Here is a 14,462-nt window from a genome sequence, read left to right on the forward strand (position 1 = left end):
GCTAATTCAAGGCTGCCGCCGTGAAACCACCCCTGCACGGGTGGCCACTCGGGAGGGTCTTACATTTGATGACCGTCGCCTCCGACAAGCGCGACAGTCCCATCCACGCGGATGAACACCCCGCACGACGAAGCTTGGGTATCCCGACTACGCGAAACAAGCGCGTCGTTACCCCTTCCGCGGAAACGAAATTACTTCTCCCGTTTCCGCCCCCCCAGATGCCTGGCCGGGGTTGGGCTTGAGACGAACTACCGTCGCCGCCTCATGAGTGAACCAGCCTGGCGGCAGGCCCGTCAGATTCTCGACATCGCCCGCCGGGATCGTGAATTCGAGCGCCAGAAGATCCGACTTTGACCGGACACCTTCATCGACAATCAGGTGGAGCGCATCCCGAAGCACCCGAGGTTCCCCGGGCGCCCATTGGCGGTCGAATGGCTCTTCCTTCGTCCAGCCCTTAGCAGAGTAGAGCTTATAGAGATGAGTGGCGAAGTCACCCGGGATAACATCGAGATCAGCCAGACGCTTGATTTGCGCTTTGATCGACACGCGCCAACGCTCCTTCGCCGTCACCATCGTTGCGAGCGAGGGAAAACGCATCTCGACCGGGTAGGTCGTCGAGGGAAGCAGGAAAGCGCTGGCCAACCGAAATGCCTGCGTCTCGATCAGCTTCAGGTCTCGTTTTAGCTGTTCTTCGGTAACATTCCGGTGGAGGATCGCGTGTGCCATTTCATGCGCGGCATCCATCTGCCGGCGCGCAAAGGACATCTTGTCGCTCGCGAGCAGAATATGCGGTCTGTCATCGATAGGCGACCAACTGCACAACCCGTCGAGCTTCACCGTCCCCATTTCGATGACACCGACAATGAAGCCGAAGCGCTCAAGCAGCGGAACCATATCCCCGCAAGGACCGTCGCCGAGACGCCAATGGCGCCGCAAATCGAGCGCGATCCGCTCAAGGTCTTCGTCGCGAAGCTGGTGATAGCTCGCGCCGGCCATCACGTCTGGAATATCGACGGCGGGCAGGTCCACATAGTGTTCGACGGCGTGGCTAATCTCTTGCAGCCAACGCATCTGCGCGCTCTGGTATTGGAGATCACGGACCAGCGTGGATGAAAGCGATCGGAGGAACATCGGCCGCGCTGAAACATGCTCAGGCCGAAAGAAAAATTCCGGCCGCACCCCGAGGAACGCAGCCAGACGAGTCAGCATCTCCGGGTCAGGTGCCGAGCCTCCGTCCTCCCAACGTGACACTGTGCTCGGATTCAAGCTCATCGCCCGCGCAAGCGCAGACATGCTTGGAATCCGTCTAGCTGCCCTGGCCTCCGTAAGGCGGCCGGGCTCGAAGCCTGGTGTACCGATTGGCATGACCGTCGCCGTCTATTCCGCCGGGTCGCTGGCCGTCTCGTCAGAATCCGGCTGCTCCGGCGGCCTGAAAGCCTTGGGCGTCTTCTTCAACGTAACGAGCGGCCGGCTCTCCGGCGCGGGCTCCGATTCCGTTGAGGGCGGAGCATAGGCTCCCATGAACGTCTCAACCGTCTCGTATGCAAGGAAACCCTGATACCGGGCGTCGATGACGCCGATCGCGACCTCCTGAAGGCGACCGCCCTGCGAGGGGTCGCGGGCGAACAGGAACAGGACGAAGATGTCGCCCGGCTTCGCCGTGCCGCCGTCACCTTCTAGGTCCAGACGCGGCGTCAGGCGGTAGTTGAGCGTCACGCCAGCGAGCCGGGATTGGTTCTCGGTCGGCAACTCCTTCGGCTCCGGTATCGATGCCAAACCGAGCAGGACACCAGGCTGATCGCCCCCGAAGCGCATGAACGGCTGATAGTAACGAAGATCCGTGCCGGGAATCACATCCCCTTCCAACCGCATCCCCCCGTGCAACTCGCACGTATCTTGAAAGCCCTTTTCCATCAGCCGAAAACGGGCCTGCCCCTCCAAGCCGCGAGCGCTACGCCCGGTAAGGTCCGTGTTGTCGCGGATGAGTTCATGGGCCTGACGCGCCCGCGCGACAGCCGTATCGAGAAGGTCGATCAACAGGTCTCGCGGCAAGGTGCTGACAATGCGTGCCTTGATCTCATCCGCGGTCATGGACGAATCCCCCGAAGTGTGCCTCACGTAGGATTTGTGCCACGATTTTTTGCGTATAGCAAGATGTCTCTAGATGTTATTTGCAAAAAGGGCGGTCAGTCAGATATCTCGCTCGATCGCGTCTTCCCGGTCCATGCGAGCCGACCGTCAGCGTCGGTGGGAACGGATCTTGCGTCTGCGGTGGCCAACCAGATGGTCCGACGACAATCCACCGGGGTGCAATTGCCCGAAATGGACCCTCGCGCTTACCCTCTGCTTACCCAGCTCTCAACTAGCCGCCAGGTAAGCAAAGACGGCCCCGAAGGGCCGTCTTTATCGCTCTGATTTTCCTAAGAAAACTTGGAGCGGGCGAAGGGATTCGAACCCTCGACCCCAACCTTGGCAAGGTTGTGCTCTACCCCTGAGCTACGCCCGCTCACGGCGTGGAGGCTCTTTACAGTCGGCTGAGCAGGATTGCAAGCCAGCCGTGAGCTGCTGCCGGTTTGGTGGACACGAGGATAAGATCGTGACCCAGGGACCGGAGAGAAGACATGACGAGACGGAAGTTTGGCAATGAATTCAAGATTGAGGCTGTGAAGCTGGTTACGGAGCGTGGCGTATCCGTTGCGCAGGCTGCCCGACCTGGATCTGGCGGAAAGCGTATTGCGACGTTGGATGCGGGAACTGGCGGCGGCGCCTGCGACGGCGTTTCCTGGCCATGGCCAGCAGCGGGCCGATCTGGCTGAGATGGCGGCGCTCAAAAAAAGGAGGTCGCCAAGCTCAGGCGGAGCGTGACGTCCTAAAAGGCAGCGGCGTACTTCGTGAGGGAATCGACATGAATTCGCTTTCATCGCGAAGCACCGGCATATTTGGCCGGTGCATTGGTTGAGGCGCTCGGCCATCTTCCTTAGCACTAACTCTGCGCTTTGTGGTTTCCCCCGCAATGGACCACCAGCGAGGCGCCGTGTCGCTTGCAACCGCTCAGGGCAAATGCCATGAAGGGCGTTTTCACACGGCCTGTAGGATTTACGCGACAATCCAGCGAAGACAATGCTTTGATGTACCGCGCGCGGTTCGTGAGACAAAGGTTAGGTCAACTACCATTCAGAGTAAAATTCTAAGACAAAAGCTTCGCGGCGTCTTCCTCAAGCCAGGGCTGGCGGGGGCCAGGGCGTTTCCGGCACGGGGGTGAGCGGCCCCTGGCCGGCGAACCAGGAGCGGATATTGGCGATGACAAGATCGCCCATTAATCCCCGTGTGTAATAGGTGCCGGTGCCGATATGCGGGGTGAGCACGGCGTTGGCGCAGTCCCGCAAGGCTTGGGGTACGCGTGGCTCATCCTCGAAGACATCCAGCCCGGCGGCGAGGATGGCGCCCTCGCGCAGCGCCGCGATCAGCGCTGTTTCATCGACGACGGAACCGCGCGCCACGTTGATGAGAATGCCGTTGGGCCCCAGCTTGTTCAGCACCGCCGCGTTGATGGCATGGCGCGTTGCCGCTCCGCCGGGAAGCAGTACGATCAGCACATCCACAGCCTCGGCGAGGTCTTCGAGACTAGCGAAATACTGCAAATTCACGTGGGGGCGGGCTGTGCGGGCGTAATAGGCGACGGGCCGCCTGAAAGCCTGAAGGCGCTGGGCGAGCGTCTGCCCGATGCGCCCCAGCCCGGCGATGCCGATTTTACGGTCCCGCAGCGAGGCGGTGAGCGGGTACATGCCCCGCGCCTCCCAGCCGCCGCTGCGAAGATAAGCCTCGGCCTGGGGAAGCTGGCGGATGGTGGCGAGCATCAGCCCGATGGTGAAATCCGCCATCTCGTCATTCAGCACATCAGGCGTGTGGGTGACGATGACGCGCCTGGCGGCGGCGGCGGCGCAATCCACCGTGTCGTAGCCAACGCCGTAATTGGCGATGAGTTGAAGTTTGGGCAGGGCCGCGATTAGCGCCGCGTTCACCGGAAACTGGCCGCGCGTGACGAGGGCCAGGATATCCGGACCATGCCCGTTCACCAGCGAGTCCAGCAGCGCCGCGCGGGTGCTGAGCACCTCGAAATCCGGCGCCAGCGCCTCCTCCACCCGCGGGTCCATGCCGCCGACGCTCAAAATTTTCGGCTTGTCCGTCATGGTTCTTGTTTACGCGCGGTGGTGAAAGCCGATCAAGCCGGGGCGGTTTCAGCGGGCTGGAGGATATGGAGCAGCGCCTGGACCAGCGCGTCCATCATCTCCTCGGTATGTTTGGGCCCGGGGGTGAAGCGCAACCGCTCCGTGCCTTGCGGCACGGTGGGGTAATTGATCGGCGTCGCATACATGCCGAATTCCCGGATCAGGCGCATCGAGACCTCGGTCGCCTTTTGCGCGTTGCCGATCATCAGCGGCACGATATGGCTGTTTCCTTCCATCACGGGCAGGTTCGCGGCGCGGAATTTGGCCTTGAGCATCTCCGCCCCGGCAAAAAGCCGGGCGCGCAAGGCGGCGTCTTGTTTGAGAATGCGGATGGAGGCGAGGGCGGCGGCCACGGTGGGCGGCGGCAGCGCGGTGGTGAAGATGAAACCGGCGGCGACGGAGCGGATATAATCCAGGACCTTGAAATCGCCGGTGATATAGCCGCCATGGCAGCCGAAGCCCTTGGCGAGCGTGCCTTCGATGATGGTGATCCGGCCAGCGACACCGTCTTGCTCCGAGACGCCGCCGCCATGCGCGCCATACATGCCCACAGCATGGACCTCATCCAGATAGGTCAGCGCATTGTATCTGTCAGCGAGATCGCAGATCTCGCTGAGCGGCGCGATATCGCCATCCATGGAATAGACGCTCTCGAAGGCGATGAGCTTGGGAGCCCCGGCTGGAGCGCTGGCGAGCCGGCGCTCCAGATCGGCCATGTCGTTATGGCGAAAGACATGCACGGTCGCGGTGCGGCTGCCCTTGATGCCGACGATCATCGAATTATGATTCTGCGCGTCCGAGAACACATGCCAATCCGGCAGGGAGGAGAGGATCGCCGTCAGCGTTGCCTGGTTGGAGACATAGCCCGAGGTAAAGAGCAGCGCCGCGTCCTTGCCATGCAGATCTGCCAGTTCCTCCTCCAGCGCCACATGCAGAGGCGAGGAGCCGGCGATGTTGCGCGTGCCGCCCGCCCCGGCCCCGTAGCGGCGCGCCGCCTCCGCGGCGGCGGCGATGACGCGCGGGTCGGTACCCATGGCGAGATAGTCATTGGCCGACCACACCAATATGTCCCGCGTCTTCCCTTCCATGGTGACGGAATAATAGGGAAACCGGTCGGCCAGCTTCTCCAGGGCGACGAAACGGCGATACCGCCCCTGGGCGGAAATCTCGGCGAGGGCTTCGTCACATTTGGCGAGGAATTTATGCATTATTATAACCGTGCAAGGCGAACTCCAGAGGAAAAGACGCCGGAGAAGGGCCGGAGTCAATGCGCCAGATCAAACCGCCGCCGCCGGGGCGCGTTACAGCCGGGGCGCGCCGCCGGTGACGTAGGTGCGCAGACTTTCGACCTCATGCTGGCTCTGCTCGATGCGCGCCTTTACCACGTCCCCGATGCTGACCAGCCCGATGAGCCGGCCCTCCGCTAAAATCGGCAGATGGCGAAAATGGCCGGAGGTCATCATTTCCATCGCCTGTTCGATGCTGGTATCCGGCGTGCCCGTGACCAGCTTGCGCGTCATCAAGGCGCTGGCGGGGAGATCGAGCGCCGCGGCGCCTTGCCTTGCCATCGCGCGGACAATGTCGCGCTCGCTCAAAATGCCGGAGAGCCGATCCCCGTCCAGGACCAGCACGGCTCCGATATTCTTCTCGGCCAGCACGGCGGCGACGCCCGCGACGGTTAGATCCGGAGAAACCGAGAAGAAACCGGGCGGCTTCTGCTTGAGAATGGCGGCGACGAGCATGGGTGTCTCCCTCGGTTCAGGCCCGGCGAGTATGGGCAAACGCGCCGGGTGGTTCAATTGTTATTTGCCGCGCACTGGGGATTCGACGAGAGGCCGATAAAGCGCGGGACGGCGGTCGGCGAGAAGCGGGTCCGCCTGGCGCACGGCGGCGTGATGGGCCGGGTCGGTCTCGGCGAAGATCATTTCTTCATCCGCCCCGGCCAGGGCCAATACGGCGCCATCCGGCCCGCAAATGGAGGATAGTCCGATATAGGCCAGCCCGTTTTCCGTGCCGGAATGGTTGGCGTATGCGATATAGGTCTGGTTTTCATAAGCGCGCGCCGGAATGACATGGCGGGCCACCTGCTCATAAGGCGGCATCTGCGCGGTGGGGATAAGGATGATATCCGCCCCGGCGAGAGCGAGGCAGCGCGCGGGTTCGGGAAATTCGATATCGTAGCAGATGAGCAGGCCGATCTTGGCGCCGCCCAGCGTGGCGAGCGGAAACGCCTCACCCACCGTCTTGAACATCGTACGGTCCAGATCGCCGAAGAGATGGGTCTTGCGGTAGTTGAGCAGCAGGGCGCCATCCGGACCGATGAGCACGGCGGAATTGGCAAGCTCATCGCCCACCCGCTCCGGATAGCCGAAGGCCAGGGCTATGCGCAGCCCATGCGCGATTTCCTGCGCCGGGGCAAGGTCCGCCATGGTCATGGCGTGCCGCCGGGCCGCCTCGGGGCCGATATTATAGCCGGAGAGATACATCTCCGGGAGAAGAAGGATCTCAGCCCCCTGCGCCTTGGCGCGGGCGGCCTGGGCACGCAGATGGGCAAAGCCGGCGGCGGGATCGTTGAACGCGCCGGGGCCTTGGTAAAGGGAGATTTTCATGGACAGCAGCCTAGCCCCGGGCCACGCAGGTTGAAAGAGCGGAGGAAAGCGGCTAAGCCCGCCGGGCCGGCACCCCTGGAGGCCGGCTTTTGTTGTTTGATGGAGCGTGACATGGCCCAGTTTGAAGTGATCGAGGCCTCCGCGCGTTCGCGTGCCGGCAAGGGGGTGGCGCGGGCGACGAGGCGGGCGGGCAAGGTGCCCGCGGTGATTTATGGCGCGAAGCAGGAGCCGGGGCTGATCGCCCTCGACCCGCGCCTGGTGATGAAGGAGCTGAAGCGCGGCGGCTGGCGTTCGCGCCTGTATGAGATCTCGGTGGACGGGACGAACACCCGCGCCTTGATGCGCGACGTTTCCTTCCATCCGGTGACCGACCAGCCCGAGCATGTGGATTTTCAGCGCCTCATTCCCGGCGAGCCGGTGCGGGTGGCGGTAGCGGTGCACTTCCTCAACGAGGCGACCTGCCCTGGGCTGAAGCGCGGCGGCGTGTTGAACGTGGTTCGCCATAAGGTCGAGGTGAGCGTGGATGCCGAGCATATCCCGGAGAAATTCGAGATCGATCTCGGCGCGCTGGACATAAACGATAACGTCCGCTGGCATGATCTCAAGGGCACGGAGAATTGCCGCCCGGTGATCCTGGGGCGCGACTTCGTCATCGCCACCATCGCGCCGCCTCTGGTCTCGCCGGAACAGGTGGCCGCCGAGGCCGCCGCCGCCGCGGCCACTGCCGCCGCGAAGGGCGCGAAGAAGGCGCCCGCCAAGAAATAATCTCGAGATCGCCGCGCCGTGCTGCTTTGGGCTGGCCTGGGCAACCCGGAACCGGGGATGGCGCGGCAACGCCATAATATTGGCTTCATGGCCGTGGATGAGATCGCGGCAAGGCACGGCTTCCCGCCATGGAAGCCGCGTTTCAAGGGGCTGGCGGCAGAGGGGCGGTTGGCCGGAGAGAAGATCCTGCTGCTCAAGCCGATGACCTATATGAACGCCTCGGGCGAGGGGGTGCGCGAGGCCGCCGGCTTTTATAAAATTCCGCCCGGCGACATCACCTTGTTTCATGACGAACTCGACCTCGCCCCCGGCAAGCTGCGGGTTAAGAAGGGCGGCGGCAATGCCGGGCATAACGGGCTGCGCAGCGCGGACCGGCAATTGGGGACGCCCGATTATTGGCGGGTGCGGCTTGGGATCGGCCATCCAGGCGAGAGGGATCGGGTGCTGGGCTGGGTGCTGGGGGATTTCAGCAAAAGCGACCAGGACTGGCTGCGCCCCTTGCTGGCGGCGGTGGCCGAGCAGGCGCCGCTGCTGGCCCAGGGCCGGGCGGAGGAATTCATGTCGCGTGTCGCGCTGGCGGGCGGGGAGCAGGGATAATGGGATTCAATTGCGGCATCGTCGGGCTGCCGAATGTCGGCAAATCAACGCTTTTCAATGCGCTAACCGCCACGGTGGCGGCACAGGCGGCGAATTACCCGTTTTGCACCATCGAGCCGAATGTGGGGCGGGTGGCGGTACCGGATAAACGGCTGAAGGCGCTCGCCGAGATCGGCAAAAGCCAGAAGATCGTGCCGACCAGCCTGGAGTTCGTGGATATTGCCGGGCTGGTGCGCGGCGCCTCCAAGGGTGAGGGGCTGGGCAACCAGTTTCTTGCCAATATCCGCGAGGTCGAAGCCATCGTCCATGTTCTTCGCTGCTTCGAGGATCCGGATGTGACGCATGTGGAAGGCTCGGTGGACCCGATCCGCGACGCGGAAACGGTTGAGACGGAGTTGATGCTGGCCGATTTGGAAAGCCTGACCCGGCGCGTGCCGCTTTTGCAGAAGAAGGCGAAGAGCAACGACAAGCAGGCCACAGCCGAGCTGGCGCTGGTGGAGCCGCTGATCGCCGCGCTGGAGGCGGGGCGGCCGGCGCGCGCGGCTCTGCCGAAGGGAGAAGAAGAGGCGGTGCGGCGGCTCAATCTGCTCACATCCAAGCCGGTGCTCTATGTGTGCAATGTGGAGGAGACGGCCGCGGCCACCGGCAATGCCCAGAGCAGGCGGGTGGCGGAGATGGCGGCGGCGCAGGGCGCGGCGCATGTGGTGATTTCCGCCGCCATCGAGGCCGAGGTGAGCCAATTGCCGGAAGAGGACCGGGAGGGTTTTCTCGCCGATTTGGGGTTGGAGGATTCCGGGCTGGACCGGGTGATCGGCGCCGGGTACGGCCTGCTCGGCCTCATCACCTATTTTACGGTCGGGCCGAAGGAAACGCGAGCCTGGACGATTCCGCGCGGGACCAAGGCGCCCCAGGCCGCCGGTGTCATCCATGGCGATTTCGAGCGCGGCTTCATCGCGGCCGAGACCATCGCCTATGAGGATTACGTGGCCTGCCGGGGTGAGGCAGGAGCGCGCGAGGCCGGCAAGCTGCGCGTGGAGGGCAAGGAATATGTCGTGAAAGACGGAGATGTGCTGCTGTTCCGGTTCAACGTCTAAACTCAGCCTGCCGCATAGTCCTGGCCTGGGCATGCCGCGCGCCCCCGACCGTTAGGGCGCCCTATTTGGAACAATAAGGATAAATCAGACCATAAAAGGTTGGATTTGGATGCGTATTGTTCGTTGCTTAAGACTCATGATCACGGCATTGCTGTATTGACGCCCTTTGGTGCCGCGGCGCAGATGAAAGCCGTTCTTGTCGCGGTCGCGGCAAATTTCACGGCGCCGGCCAAACAGATCGCGGCTGCATTCCAACTCAAGACAGGCGATGCCGTTGTGCTCAGCTTCGGATCGTCAGGACAATTCTACAGCGAGATTACACAAGGCGCGCCGTTTGAGGTCTTCCTGTCGGCGGATGCCAAGCATCCAAAGAAGCTGGAATCCGGCGGTTTGACCGTACCCGGCACGCTTTTTCCTTATGCGGTTGGAAAGAGTGGGTCGGAATGGATCGTTCCAGATCCATATTATTCTCCGATCGTGCAGGATGCGGTCCTCCTCAAGGACGGCGCGAATGATCCGGCGTCGGAGGCGGGTATGATGTTAAATAGATATGAAATTGCCTGATTGTCGAAATGGCAAGAACACCTATGGGTGTGGCTTCAGCCGCATCAGGGGGAGGCGAGCCGCCCGGAAACGGTTATGAACATGATTCATGCGGCTGAAAGGCCGAGTTGGAGCCTTTAGCCTCGATACGTCTTTTCAGTGCCGGCCAAGGGGGTTACGGCCCTGGTCGGGCCATCGGGGTGCGGAAAGACAACCGTATTGCGCTGCCTCGCGGGGTTGACGCATATGAAAAATGCCGAGCTTCGCGTGGGCGGCGTCATATGGCAGAATGCGAAATTCTTCCTTCCGCCGCATCGATCACTCTGAAGCAATTGTGAATAACGGCAATGGGCATAAAACGGATGCCATAACATTCCAAATGGTTTTCACTCAAAAAATTCCCGCCGCCAGCCCCGCCGCCAGCGCGCCACCAAGCTCGGCGCAGGGGGCGAGCTCCGCCGGGGTCAAACGCTTGGGTGCTAGAATCGCCTCTGGCGTTTGCGCCCCATTGCGCAGGATGAACGGCTCCGCCACCGGGCGCAGCCGCCAGCCCGTGGCGATGCGCGCGATTTGGGCGGCGGCGTTGCGGCCATCCGTGCCCGCGCAGATCAGGCTGGCATAGGGCCGCCCCTCGATGCGCCCGAGCACGGGGTAATAGCAGCGGTCGAAAAATTCCTTCATCAGACCAGCGAGGGCGGCGAGGTTCTCCGGCGCGGCGAAAAGATAGCCCTCGGCGGCCAGCACATCCTCGGGCGCCGCCGCCGCCGCCGGCAGCAGACGCGTCCGCACCTCAGCCTCGGCTCCGGCGGCCTCAGCGGCGGTGGCCGCCATCTGGGCGGTGCCGCCCGTGCGGCTGTGATAGACGATGAGCAAGGTTTTCACCCTGGCACTTTGCCCGCGCCGGCACGCGGGGAAAAGCCCGCCGGGATGACGCGGCCCGCCCCGTATATTATAAAAACGGTAATGAATCGGCTTCCTCTTCTTGCCGCAGCCCTGCCTGGCCTCGTCTTGGCGCTAGCCGGCTGCGCCAGCCCGCCCCAGCCGCCGGCCAAACCGGCGCCGCTCGCCAATCTCGCCCTTACCCCGGCGGATTTAAAAAAAGCCGAGCAGCGCGCCTACGACGCTGGGTTTGCGGCGGGGCGCCGTTACCAATCCCGGCGCGACGCCGCCGCGCTTTCCGCAAGCCTCACGGCCACGCAGATGGATTGCCCCAGTGGGAGCGCGGCGGCGTCATCCCCGGCCCAGGCCCCGGTCCCGGTCCCGGTCCCGGTCCCGGTCCCGGCCCCGGCGGCGCCGCCCGCCGCCAGCTACACCCCCTCCGGCGCCGCCCGGCCGCTCTCCCCCTGACGCGCTTGAACCCGGGCGGGGCATGAGCCAAACACGGGGCATGGCGCCGCCTCTCCTGCTGCTCAGCGACATCACCGTCACCCTCGGCACCGCGAAGCTGCTCGCCGGGGCGACGCTCTCCATCGGCGCGGGGGAGCGTATCTGTCTCGTCGGGCGCAACGGCTCGGGCAAATCCACCCTGCTGAAGATCGCCGCGGGCCAGGCCGGTTTCGATTCCGGCACCCGCTTTCTCCAGCCTGGCGCCACCTTGCGCTACCTGCCGCAGGAGCCGGATCTCTCCGGCTACGCCACCGTGTTGGATTACGTGCGGGCCGGGCTGGGGCCGCATGAGGATGAACACCGGGCCCGCTATTTGCTGGGCGGGCTGGGGTTGAGCGGCGAGGAGCGCCCCGCCCATCTTTCCGGCGGCGAGGCGCGGCGCGCCGCTTTGGCGCGCACCCTCGCCCCCGCGCCCGATCTGCTGCTGCTGGACGAGCCAACCAATCATCTCGATCTGCCCGGCATCGAATGGCTTGAGGAGGAATTGAAATCCCTTTCCTGCGGGTTGGTCCTGGTCTCGCATGACCGGCGCTTTCTTGAACGCCTCTCCCGCGCCATGGTCTGGCTGGACCGGGGCCAGACCCGGCGGCTGGAAAAGGGCTTCGCCTATTTCGAGGCGTGGCGGGACGAGGTGCTGGAGCAGGAGGAGCGGGAGTTTCACAAGCTGGGCCGCCGCATCGCCCGCGAGGAGGATTGGCTGCGCTACGGCGTCACCGCCCGGCGCAAGCGCAATGTCAAGCGGCTGGCGGATTTGCAGGGGCTGCGCGCGGAGCGGCGCAACTTCACTCACCGGCTCGGCACGGCGAAATTGGCGGCGTTGGACGCCGCGACCTCGGGACGGATCGTTGTGGATGCCGAGGCGGTGAGCAAAAGTTTTGGCGGGCGGGCGGTGGTGCGTGGCCTCACCTTGCGGGTGCTGCGCGGCGACCGCCTTGCCATCGCCGGGCCGAACGGCGCGGGCAAGACCACGCTGCTCAAGCTGCTCCTTGGCCAGGAACCGCCGGATTCCGGCAGCGTCAGGCTGGGTACGGCGCTCGAGGTGGTTACGCTCGACCAGCAACGCGCGGCGCTCGACCCCGCCCGCACCCTGTCCGAGACGCTGACCGGCGGCACGGGCGACCAGGTGATCGTCGGCGGGCAAGCCCGGCACGTGATCGGCTATATGAAGGATTTCCTGTTCAAGCCGGAGCAGGCGCTCACGCCGGTGGGCACCCTCTCGGGCGGGGAGCGCGGGCGGCTTTTGCTGGCGATGGCCCTTACCCGGCCCTCCAATCTGCTGGTGCTGGACGAGCCGACCAACGATCTCGACCTCGAAACCCTGGACTTATTGCAGGAAATGCTGAGCGAGTATCCGGGAACGGTCGTCTTCGTTTCGCACGACCGTGATTTCATCGACCGTGTCGCGACCTCCGTATTGATGGCGGAGGGAGAGGGACGCTGGGTGGAGTATGCCGGTGGTTATTCCGACATGCTGGCCCAGCGGGGCGGCGCGGAGACCGTCCGCGCCGCGGCGCGGACGGAGCGCAAGCCTGCCGCCGCCGCGCCCAGGCCCGCCGTCACGGCTTCCCCGCGCGGCGGGCTCAGTTTCAAGGAGCAGCACGAGCTGAAGCGGCTGGAGGAGGAGATGGAGCGGCTGCGGCAAGAGATGGCGGCGGCCTCGGCGCGCCTCGCCGCGCCGGGGTTTTATGAGCGCGATCCGCCCGGCTTCGCCGCCGCCACGGCGGCGCTGGGTGTGTTGCAATCCCGGCTGGAAGCCGCTGAGGAGCGCTGGCTGGAACTGGAACTGCGCAAGGCGGGATAGGCGCGCTATAGTCTAGGCGGGGCGGCGGAAACGAGTATATTTTATTTAATGACAGGAAATTGGGAGGCGAGACGCATGGTAGAGAAAGAGCTGAGCCTCGCCGCGCTCCAGGCGATGGCGGAACGCGGCGAGATCGACACGGTGGTGATGGCCGCTCCCGACATGCAGGGCCGCTTGCAGGGCAAGCGGGTGATGCCGCGCTTCTTCCTCGAATCCGTGACCGCCGAGGCCGCCGAGGGTTGCGCCTATCTGCTGGCGACCGATATCGAATGCCAGCCGGTCCAGGGTTACCATCTCACCTCCTGGGAGAAGGGCTATGGGGATTTCGTCTTCAAGCCGGATCTCGCCACGCTGCGCCCCGCCCCCTGGCAGCCGGGCGCGGCCATTCTGCTTTGCGACATCGAACTGGCCGGGGGCAGACCCGCGCCAATGGCGCCGCGCACCATGCTCAAGCGTCAGCTCGACCGCCTGGCCGGGCATGGCCTCACCGCCTGGGCGGCCACCGAACTCGAGTTCCTGCTGTTCAAGGACAGCTATGAGACGGCCTGGGACAAGGCGTATCGCGGCCTGACCCCGGCAAACCAGTATAACAATGATTATTCCATCCTCGGCACCGCGCGGGTGGAGCCGGTGATCCGGCGCATCCGTAACGCCATGGAGCAGGCCGGGATCCAGGTGGAGAACTCCAAGGGAGAATGCAATCTCGGCCAGCACGAGATCAATTTCCGCTACGGCCCCGCTTTGGCGACCTGTGACAAGCATGTGATCTATAAGGAGGCGGCCAAGGAAATCGCGGCGGAGATGGGCCACGCCCTCAGCTTCATGGCCAAATATAACGAGCGCGAGGGCAATAGCTGCCATACCCATCTCTCGCTGCGGGACGCGGCGGGTGCGACGGTGTTTCTGGACGGGGACGGGCATTCCCCCTCCAAGCTCTTCCGGCAGTTCATGGCCGGGCTGCTGCGCCACGCGGCGGAGCTGGCACTATTCTTCGCCCCCAACATCAACTCCTATAAGCGCTACGCGGCGGGGAGCTTCGCCCCCACGGCGCTGGCCTGGGGGCTGGATAACCGCACTTGCGCCTTCCGCGTGCTCGGGCATGGCAAATCAATCCGGGTGGAAAACCGGCTGCCGGGGGGTGATGTGAACCCCTATCTCGCCCTCGCCGCGATGATCGCCGCCGGGCTGGCCGGGGTAGAGGGTGATTACGCCCCGGTGCCGCTGTTCGAGGGCAATGCCTATACGGCCGATCTGCCCCGGATTCCCCGCACGTTGAGCGAGGCGGCCACGCTTTTCACGGGCAGCGAGTTTACCCATGCCGCCTTTGGCGGGGATGTGGTGGCCCATTACGCGAATATGGCGAGGGTGGAGCTGGACGCGTTCAACACCGCCGTCACCGATTGGGAAAAATTCCGGTCCTTCGAGAGGATGTGAGACG

Annotated in this window: 15 protein-coding genes, 1 tRNA gene and 1 pseudogene; 9 read left to right on the top strand and 8 right to left on the bottom strand. The window is 64.2% G+C overall.

The features are described 5' to 3' along the window. Positions 1–168: 168 nt before the first annotated feature. The 3 genes from M7H45_RS10840 to M7H45_RS10850 all read right to left on the bottom strand — a co-directional run bounded on the left by M7H45_RS10840 (position 169) and on the right by M7H45_RS10850 (position 2,506). Entirely contained in the window at positions 169–1,293 is a 1,125-nt protein-coding gene (locus M7H45_RS10840; RefSeq protein WP_408832788.1) for an XRE family transcriptional regulator, read from the bottom strand. 84 nt (positions 1,294–1,377) lie between these two features. Further along, positions 1,378–2,091, bottom strand: a complete 714-nt coding sequence (locus M7H45_RS10845; RefSeq protein WP_298216849.1) for a hypothetical protein — start codon at positions 2,089–2,091, stop codon at positions 1,378–1,380. 340 nt (positions 2,092–2,431) lie between these two features. Beyond that, positions 2,432–2,506, bottom strand: a tRNA-Gly gene (locus tag M7H45_RS10850). A 115-nt stretch (positions 2,507–2,621) separates the two neighbouring features. Between M7H45_RS10850 and M7H45_RS11370 the strand changes: the two are divergent. Further along, positions 2,622–2,958, top strand: a pseudogene (locus M7H45_RS11370) (transposase); the annotation flags it as partial. A gap of 257 nt (positions 2,959–3,215) precedes the next feature. Here the strand turns inward: M7H45_RS11370 and M7H45_RS10855 are convergent. The 4 genes from M7H45_RS10855 to M7H45_RS10870 form a co-directional block, all read right to left on the bottom strand. Beyond that, entirely contained in the window at positions 3,216–4,190 is a 975-nt protein-coding gene (locus M7H45_RS10855) for a 2-hydroxyacid dehydrogenase (RefSeq protein ID WP_298216851.1), read from the bottom strand. A 32-nt stretch (positions 4,191–4,222) separates the two neighbouring features. Beyond that, the gene (hemA, locus tag M7H45_RS10860; RefSeq protein ID WP_298216852.1) at positions 4,223–5,437 is read right to left on the bottom strand and encodes a 5-aminolevulinate synthase; all 1,215 of its coding nucleotides are present in this window, start codon (positions 5,435–5,437) and stop codon (positions 4,223–4,225) included. Between the two features lie 93 nt (positions 5,438–5,530). Beyond that, positions 5,531–5,971, bottom strand: a complete 441-nt coding sequence (locus tag M7H45_RS10865; RefSeq protein ID WP_298216854.1) for a CBS domain-containing protein — start codon at positions 5,969–5,971, stop codon at positions 5,531–5,533. Positions 5,972–6,031: 60 nt separating this feature from the next. Further along, positions 6,032–6,838: a carbon-nitrogen hydrolase family protein gene (locus M7H45_RS10870; RefSeq protein WP_298216855.1), complete on the bottom strand. Its 807-nt coding sequence runs from the start codon at positions 6,836–6,838 to the stop codon at positions 6,032–6,034. A 111-nt stretch (positions 6,839–6,949) separates the two neighbouring features. On the opposite strand from M7H45_RS10870, the gene M7H45_RS10875 reads away from it, so the two are divergent. The 5 genes from M7H45_RS10875 to M7H45_RS10895 all read left to right on the top strand — a co-directional run bounded on the left by M7H45_RS10875 (position 6,950) and on the right by M7H45_RS10895 (position 10,164). Next, on the top strand, positions 6,950–7,603 hold the full coding sequence (locus tag M7H45_RS10875) for a 50S ribosomal protein L25/general stress protein Ctc (protein ID WP_298216857.1): 654 nt from the start codon (positions 6,950–6,952) through the stop codon (positions 7,601–7,603). Between the two features lie 18 nt (positions 7,604–7,621). Further along, the gene (gene pth / locus M7H45_RS10880; RefSeq protein WP_298216858.1) at positions 7,622–8,200 is read left to right on the top strand and encodes an aminoacyl-tRNA hydrolase; all 579 of its coding nucleotides are present in this window, start codon (positions 7,622–7,624) and stop codon (positions 8,198–8,200) included. Continuing rightward, on the top strand, positions 8,200–9,294 hold the full coding sequence (ychF, locus tag M7H45_RS10885) for a redox-regulated ATPase YchF (protein ID WP_298216860.1): 1,095 nt from the start codon (positions 8,200–8,202) through the stop codon (positions 9,292–9,294). The genes pth and ychF overlap by 1 nt, the downstream gene beginning before the upstream one ends. A gap of 105 nt (positions 9,295–9,399) precedes the next feature. Then, positions 9,400–9,858: a molybdate ABC transporter substrate-binding protein gene (gene modA / locus M7H45_RS10890; protein WP_298216862.1), complete on the top strand. Its 459-nt coding sequence runs from the start codon at positions 9,400–9,402 to the stop codon at positions 9,856–9,858. A gap of 138 nt (positions 9,859–9,996) precedes the next feature. After that, complete coding sequence (locus tag M7H45_RS10895; protein ID WP_298216864.1) at positions 9,997–10,164, top strand: ATP-binding cassette domain-containing protein; 168 nt, start codon at positions 9,997–9,999, stop codon at positions 10,162–10,164. 63 nt (positions 10,165–10,227) lie between these two features. On the opposite strand, the gene M7H45_RS10900 is transcribed toward M7H45_RS10895, so the two are convergent. Further along, positions 10,228–10,719 carry a flavodoxin family protein gene (locus tag M7H45_RS10900; protein WP_298216865.1) on the bottom strand — a complete coding sequence of 164 codons (492 nt, stop codon included), beginning with the start codon at positions 10,717–10,719 and terminating at the stop codon, positions 10,228–10,230. Positions 10,720–10,800: 81 nt separating this feature from the next. Between M7H45_RS10900 and M7H45_RS10905 the strand changes: the two genes are divergently transcribed. The 3 genes from M7H45_RS10905 to M7H45_RS10915 all read left to right on the top strand — a co-directional run bounded on the left by M7H45_RS10905 (position 10,801) and on the right by M7H45_RS10915 (position 14,458). Further along, positions 10,801–11,184: a hypothetical protein gene (locus tag M7H45_RS10905; protein ID WP_298216866.1), complete on the top strand. Its 384-nt coding sequence runs from the start codon at positions 10,801–10,803 to the stop codon at positions 11,182–11,184. 40 nt (positions 11,185–11,224) lie between these two features. Continuing rightward, positions 11,225–13,024, top strand: coding sequence for an ABC-F family ATP-binding cassette domain-containing protein (locus M7H45_RS10910; protein ID WP_298216894.1), 1,800 nt, complete (start codon positions 11,225–11,227; stop codon positions 13,022–13,024). A 75-nt stretch (positions 13,025–13,099) separates the two neighbouring features. After that, positions 13,100–14,458: a glutamine synthetase family protein gene (locus M7H45_RS10915; RefSeq protein ID WP_298216868.1), complete on the top strand. Its 1,359-nt coding sequence runs from the start codon at positions 13,100–13,102 to the stop codon at positions 14,456–14,458. Positions 14,459–14,462 lie beyond the last annotated feature (4 nt).

This window comes from Acidocella sp. (assembly GCF_027352905.1).
In the GTDB taxonomy this organism is placed as follows: Bacteria; Pseudomonadota; Alphaproteobacteria; order Acetobacterales; family Acetobacteraceae; genus Acidocella.

Bases quoted from the DNA above. Each gene is read 5' to 3' on its own strand.
- M7H45_RS10840 (WP_408832788.1), bottom strand. From the start codon at position 1,293: ATGTCTGCGCTTGCGCGGGCGATGAGCTTGAATCCGAGCACAGTGTCA.
- M7H45_RS10845 (WP_298216849.1), bottom strand. From the start codon at position 2,091: ATGACCGCGGATGAGATCAAGGCACGCATTGTCAGCACCTTGCCGCGA.
- M7H45_RS10855 (WP_298216851.1), bottom strand. From the start codon at position 4,190: ATGACGGACAAGCCGAAAATTTTGAGCGTCGGCGGCATGGACCCGCGG.
- hemA (WP_298216852.1), bottom strand. From the start codon at position 5,437: ATGCATAAATTCCTCGCCAAATGTGACGAAGCCCTCGCCGAGATTTCC.
- M7H45_RS10865 (WP_298216854.1), bottom strand. From the start codon at position 5,971: ATGCTCGTCGCCGCCATTCTCAAGCAGAAGCCGCCCGGTTTCTTCTCG.
- M7H45_RS10870 (WP_298216855.1), bottom strand. From the start codon at position 6,838: ATGAAAATCTCCCTTTACCAAGGCCCCGGCGCGTTCAACGATCCCGCC.
- M7H45_RS10875 (WP_298216857.1), top strand. From the start codon at position 6,950: ATGGCCCAGTTTGAAGTGATCGAGGCCTCCGCGCGTTCGCGTGCCGGC.
- ychF (WP_298216860.1), top strand. From the start codon at position 8,200: ATGGGATTCAATTGCGGCATCGTCGGGCTGCCGAATGTCGGCAAATCA.
- M7H45_RS10905 (WP_298216866.1), top strand. From the start codon at position 10,801: ATGAATCGGCTTCCTCTTCTTGCCGCAGCCCTGCCTGGCCTCGTCTTG.
- M7H45_RS10910 (WP_298216894.1), top strand. From the start codon at position 11,225: ATGGCGCCGCCTCTCCTGCTGCTCAGCGACATCACCGTCACCCTCGGC.
- M7H45_RS10915 (WP_298216868.1), top strand. From the start codon at position 13,100: ATGGTAGAGAAAGAGCTGAGCCTCGCCGCGCTCCAGGCGATGGCGGAA.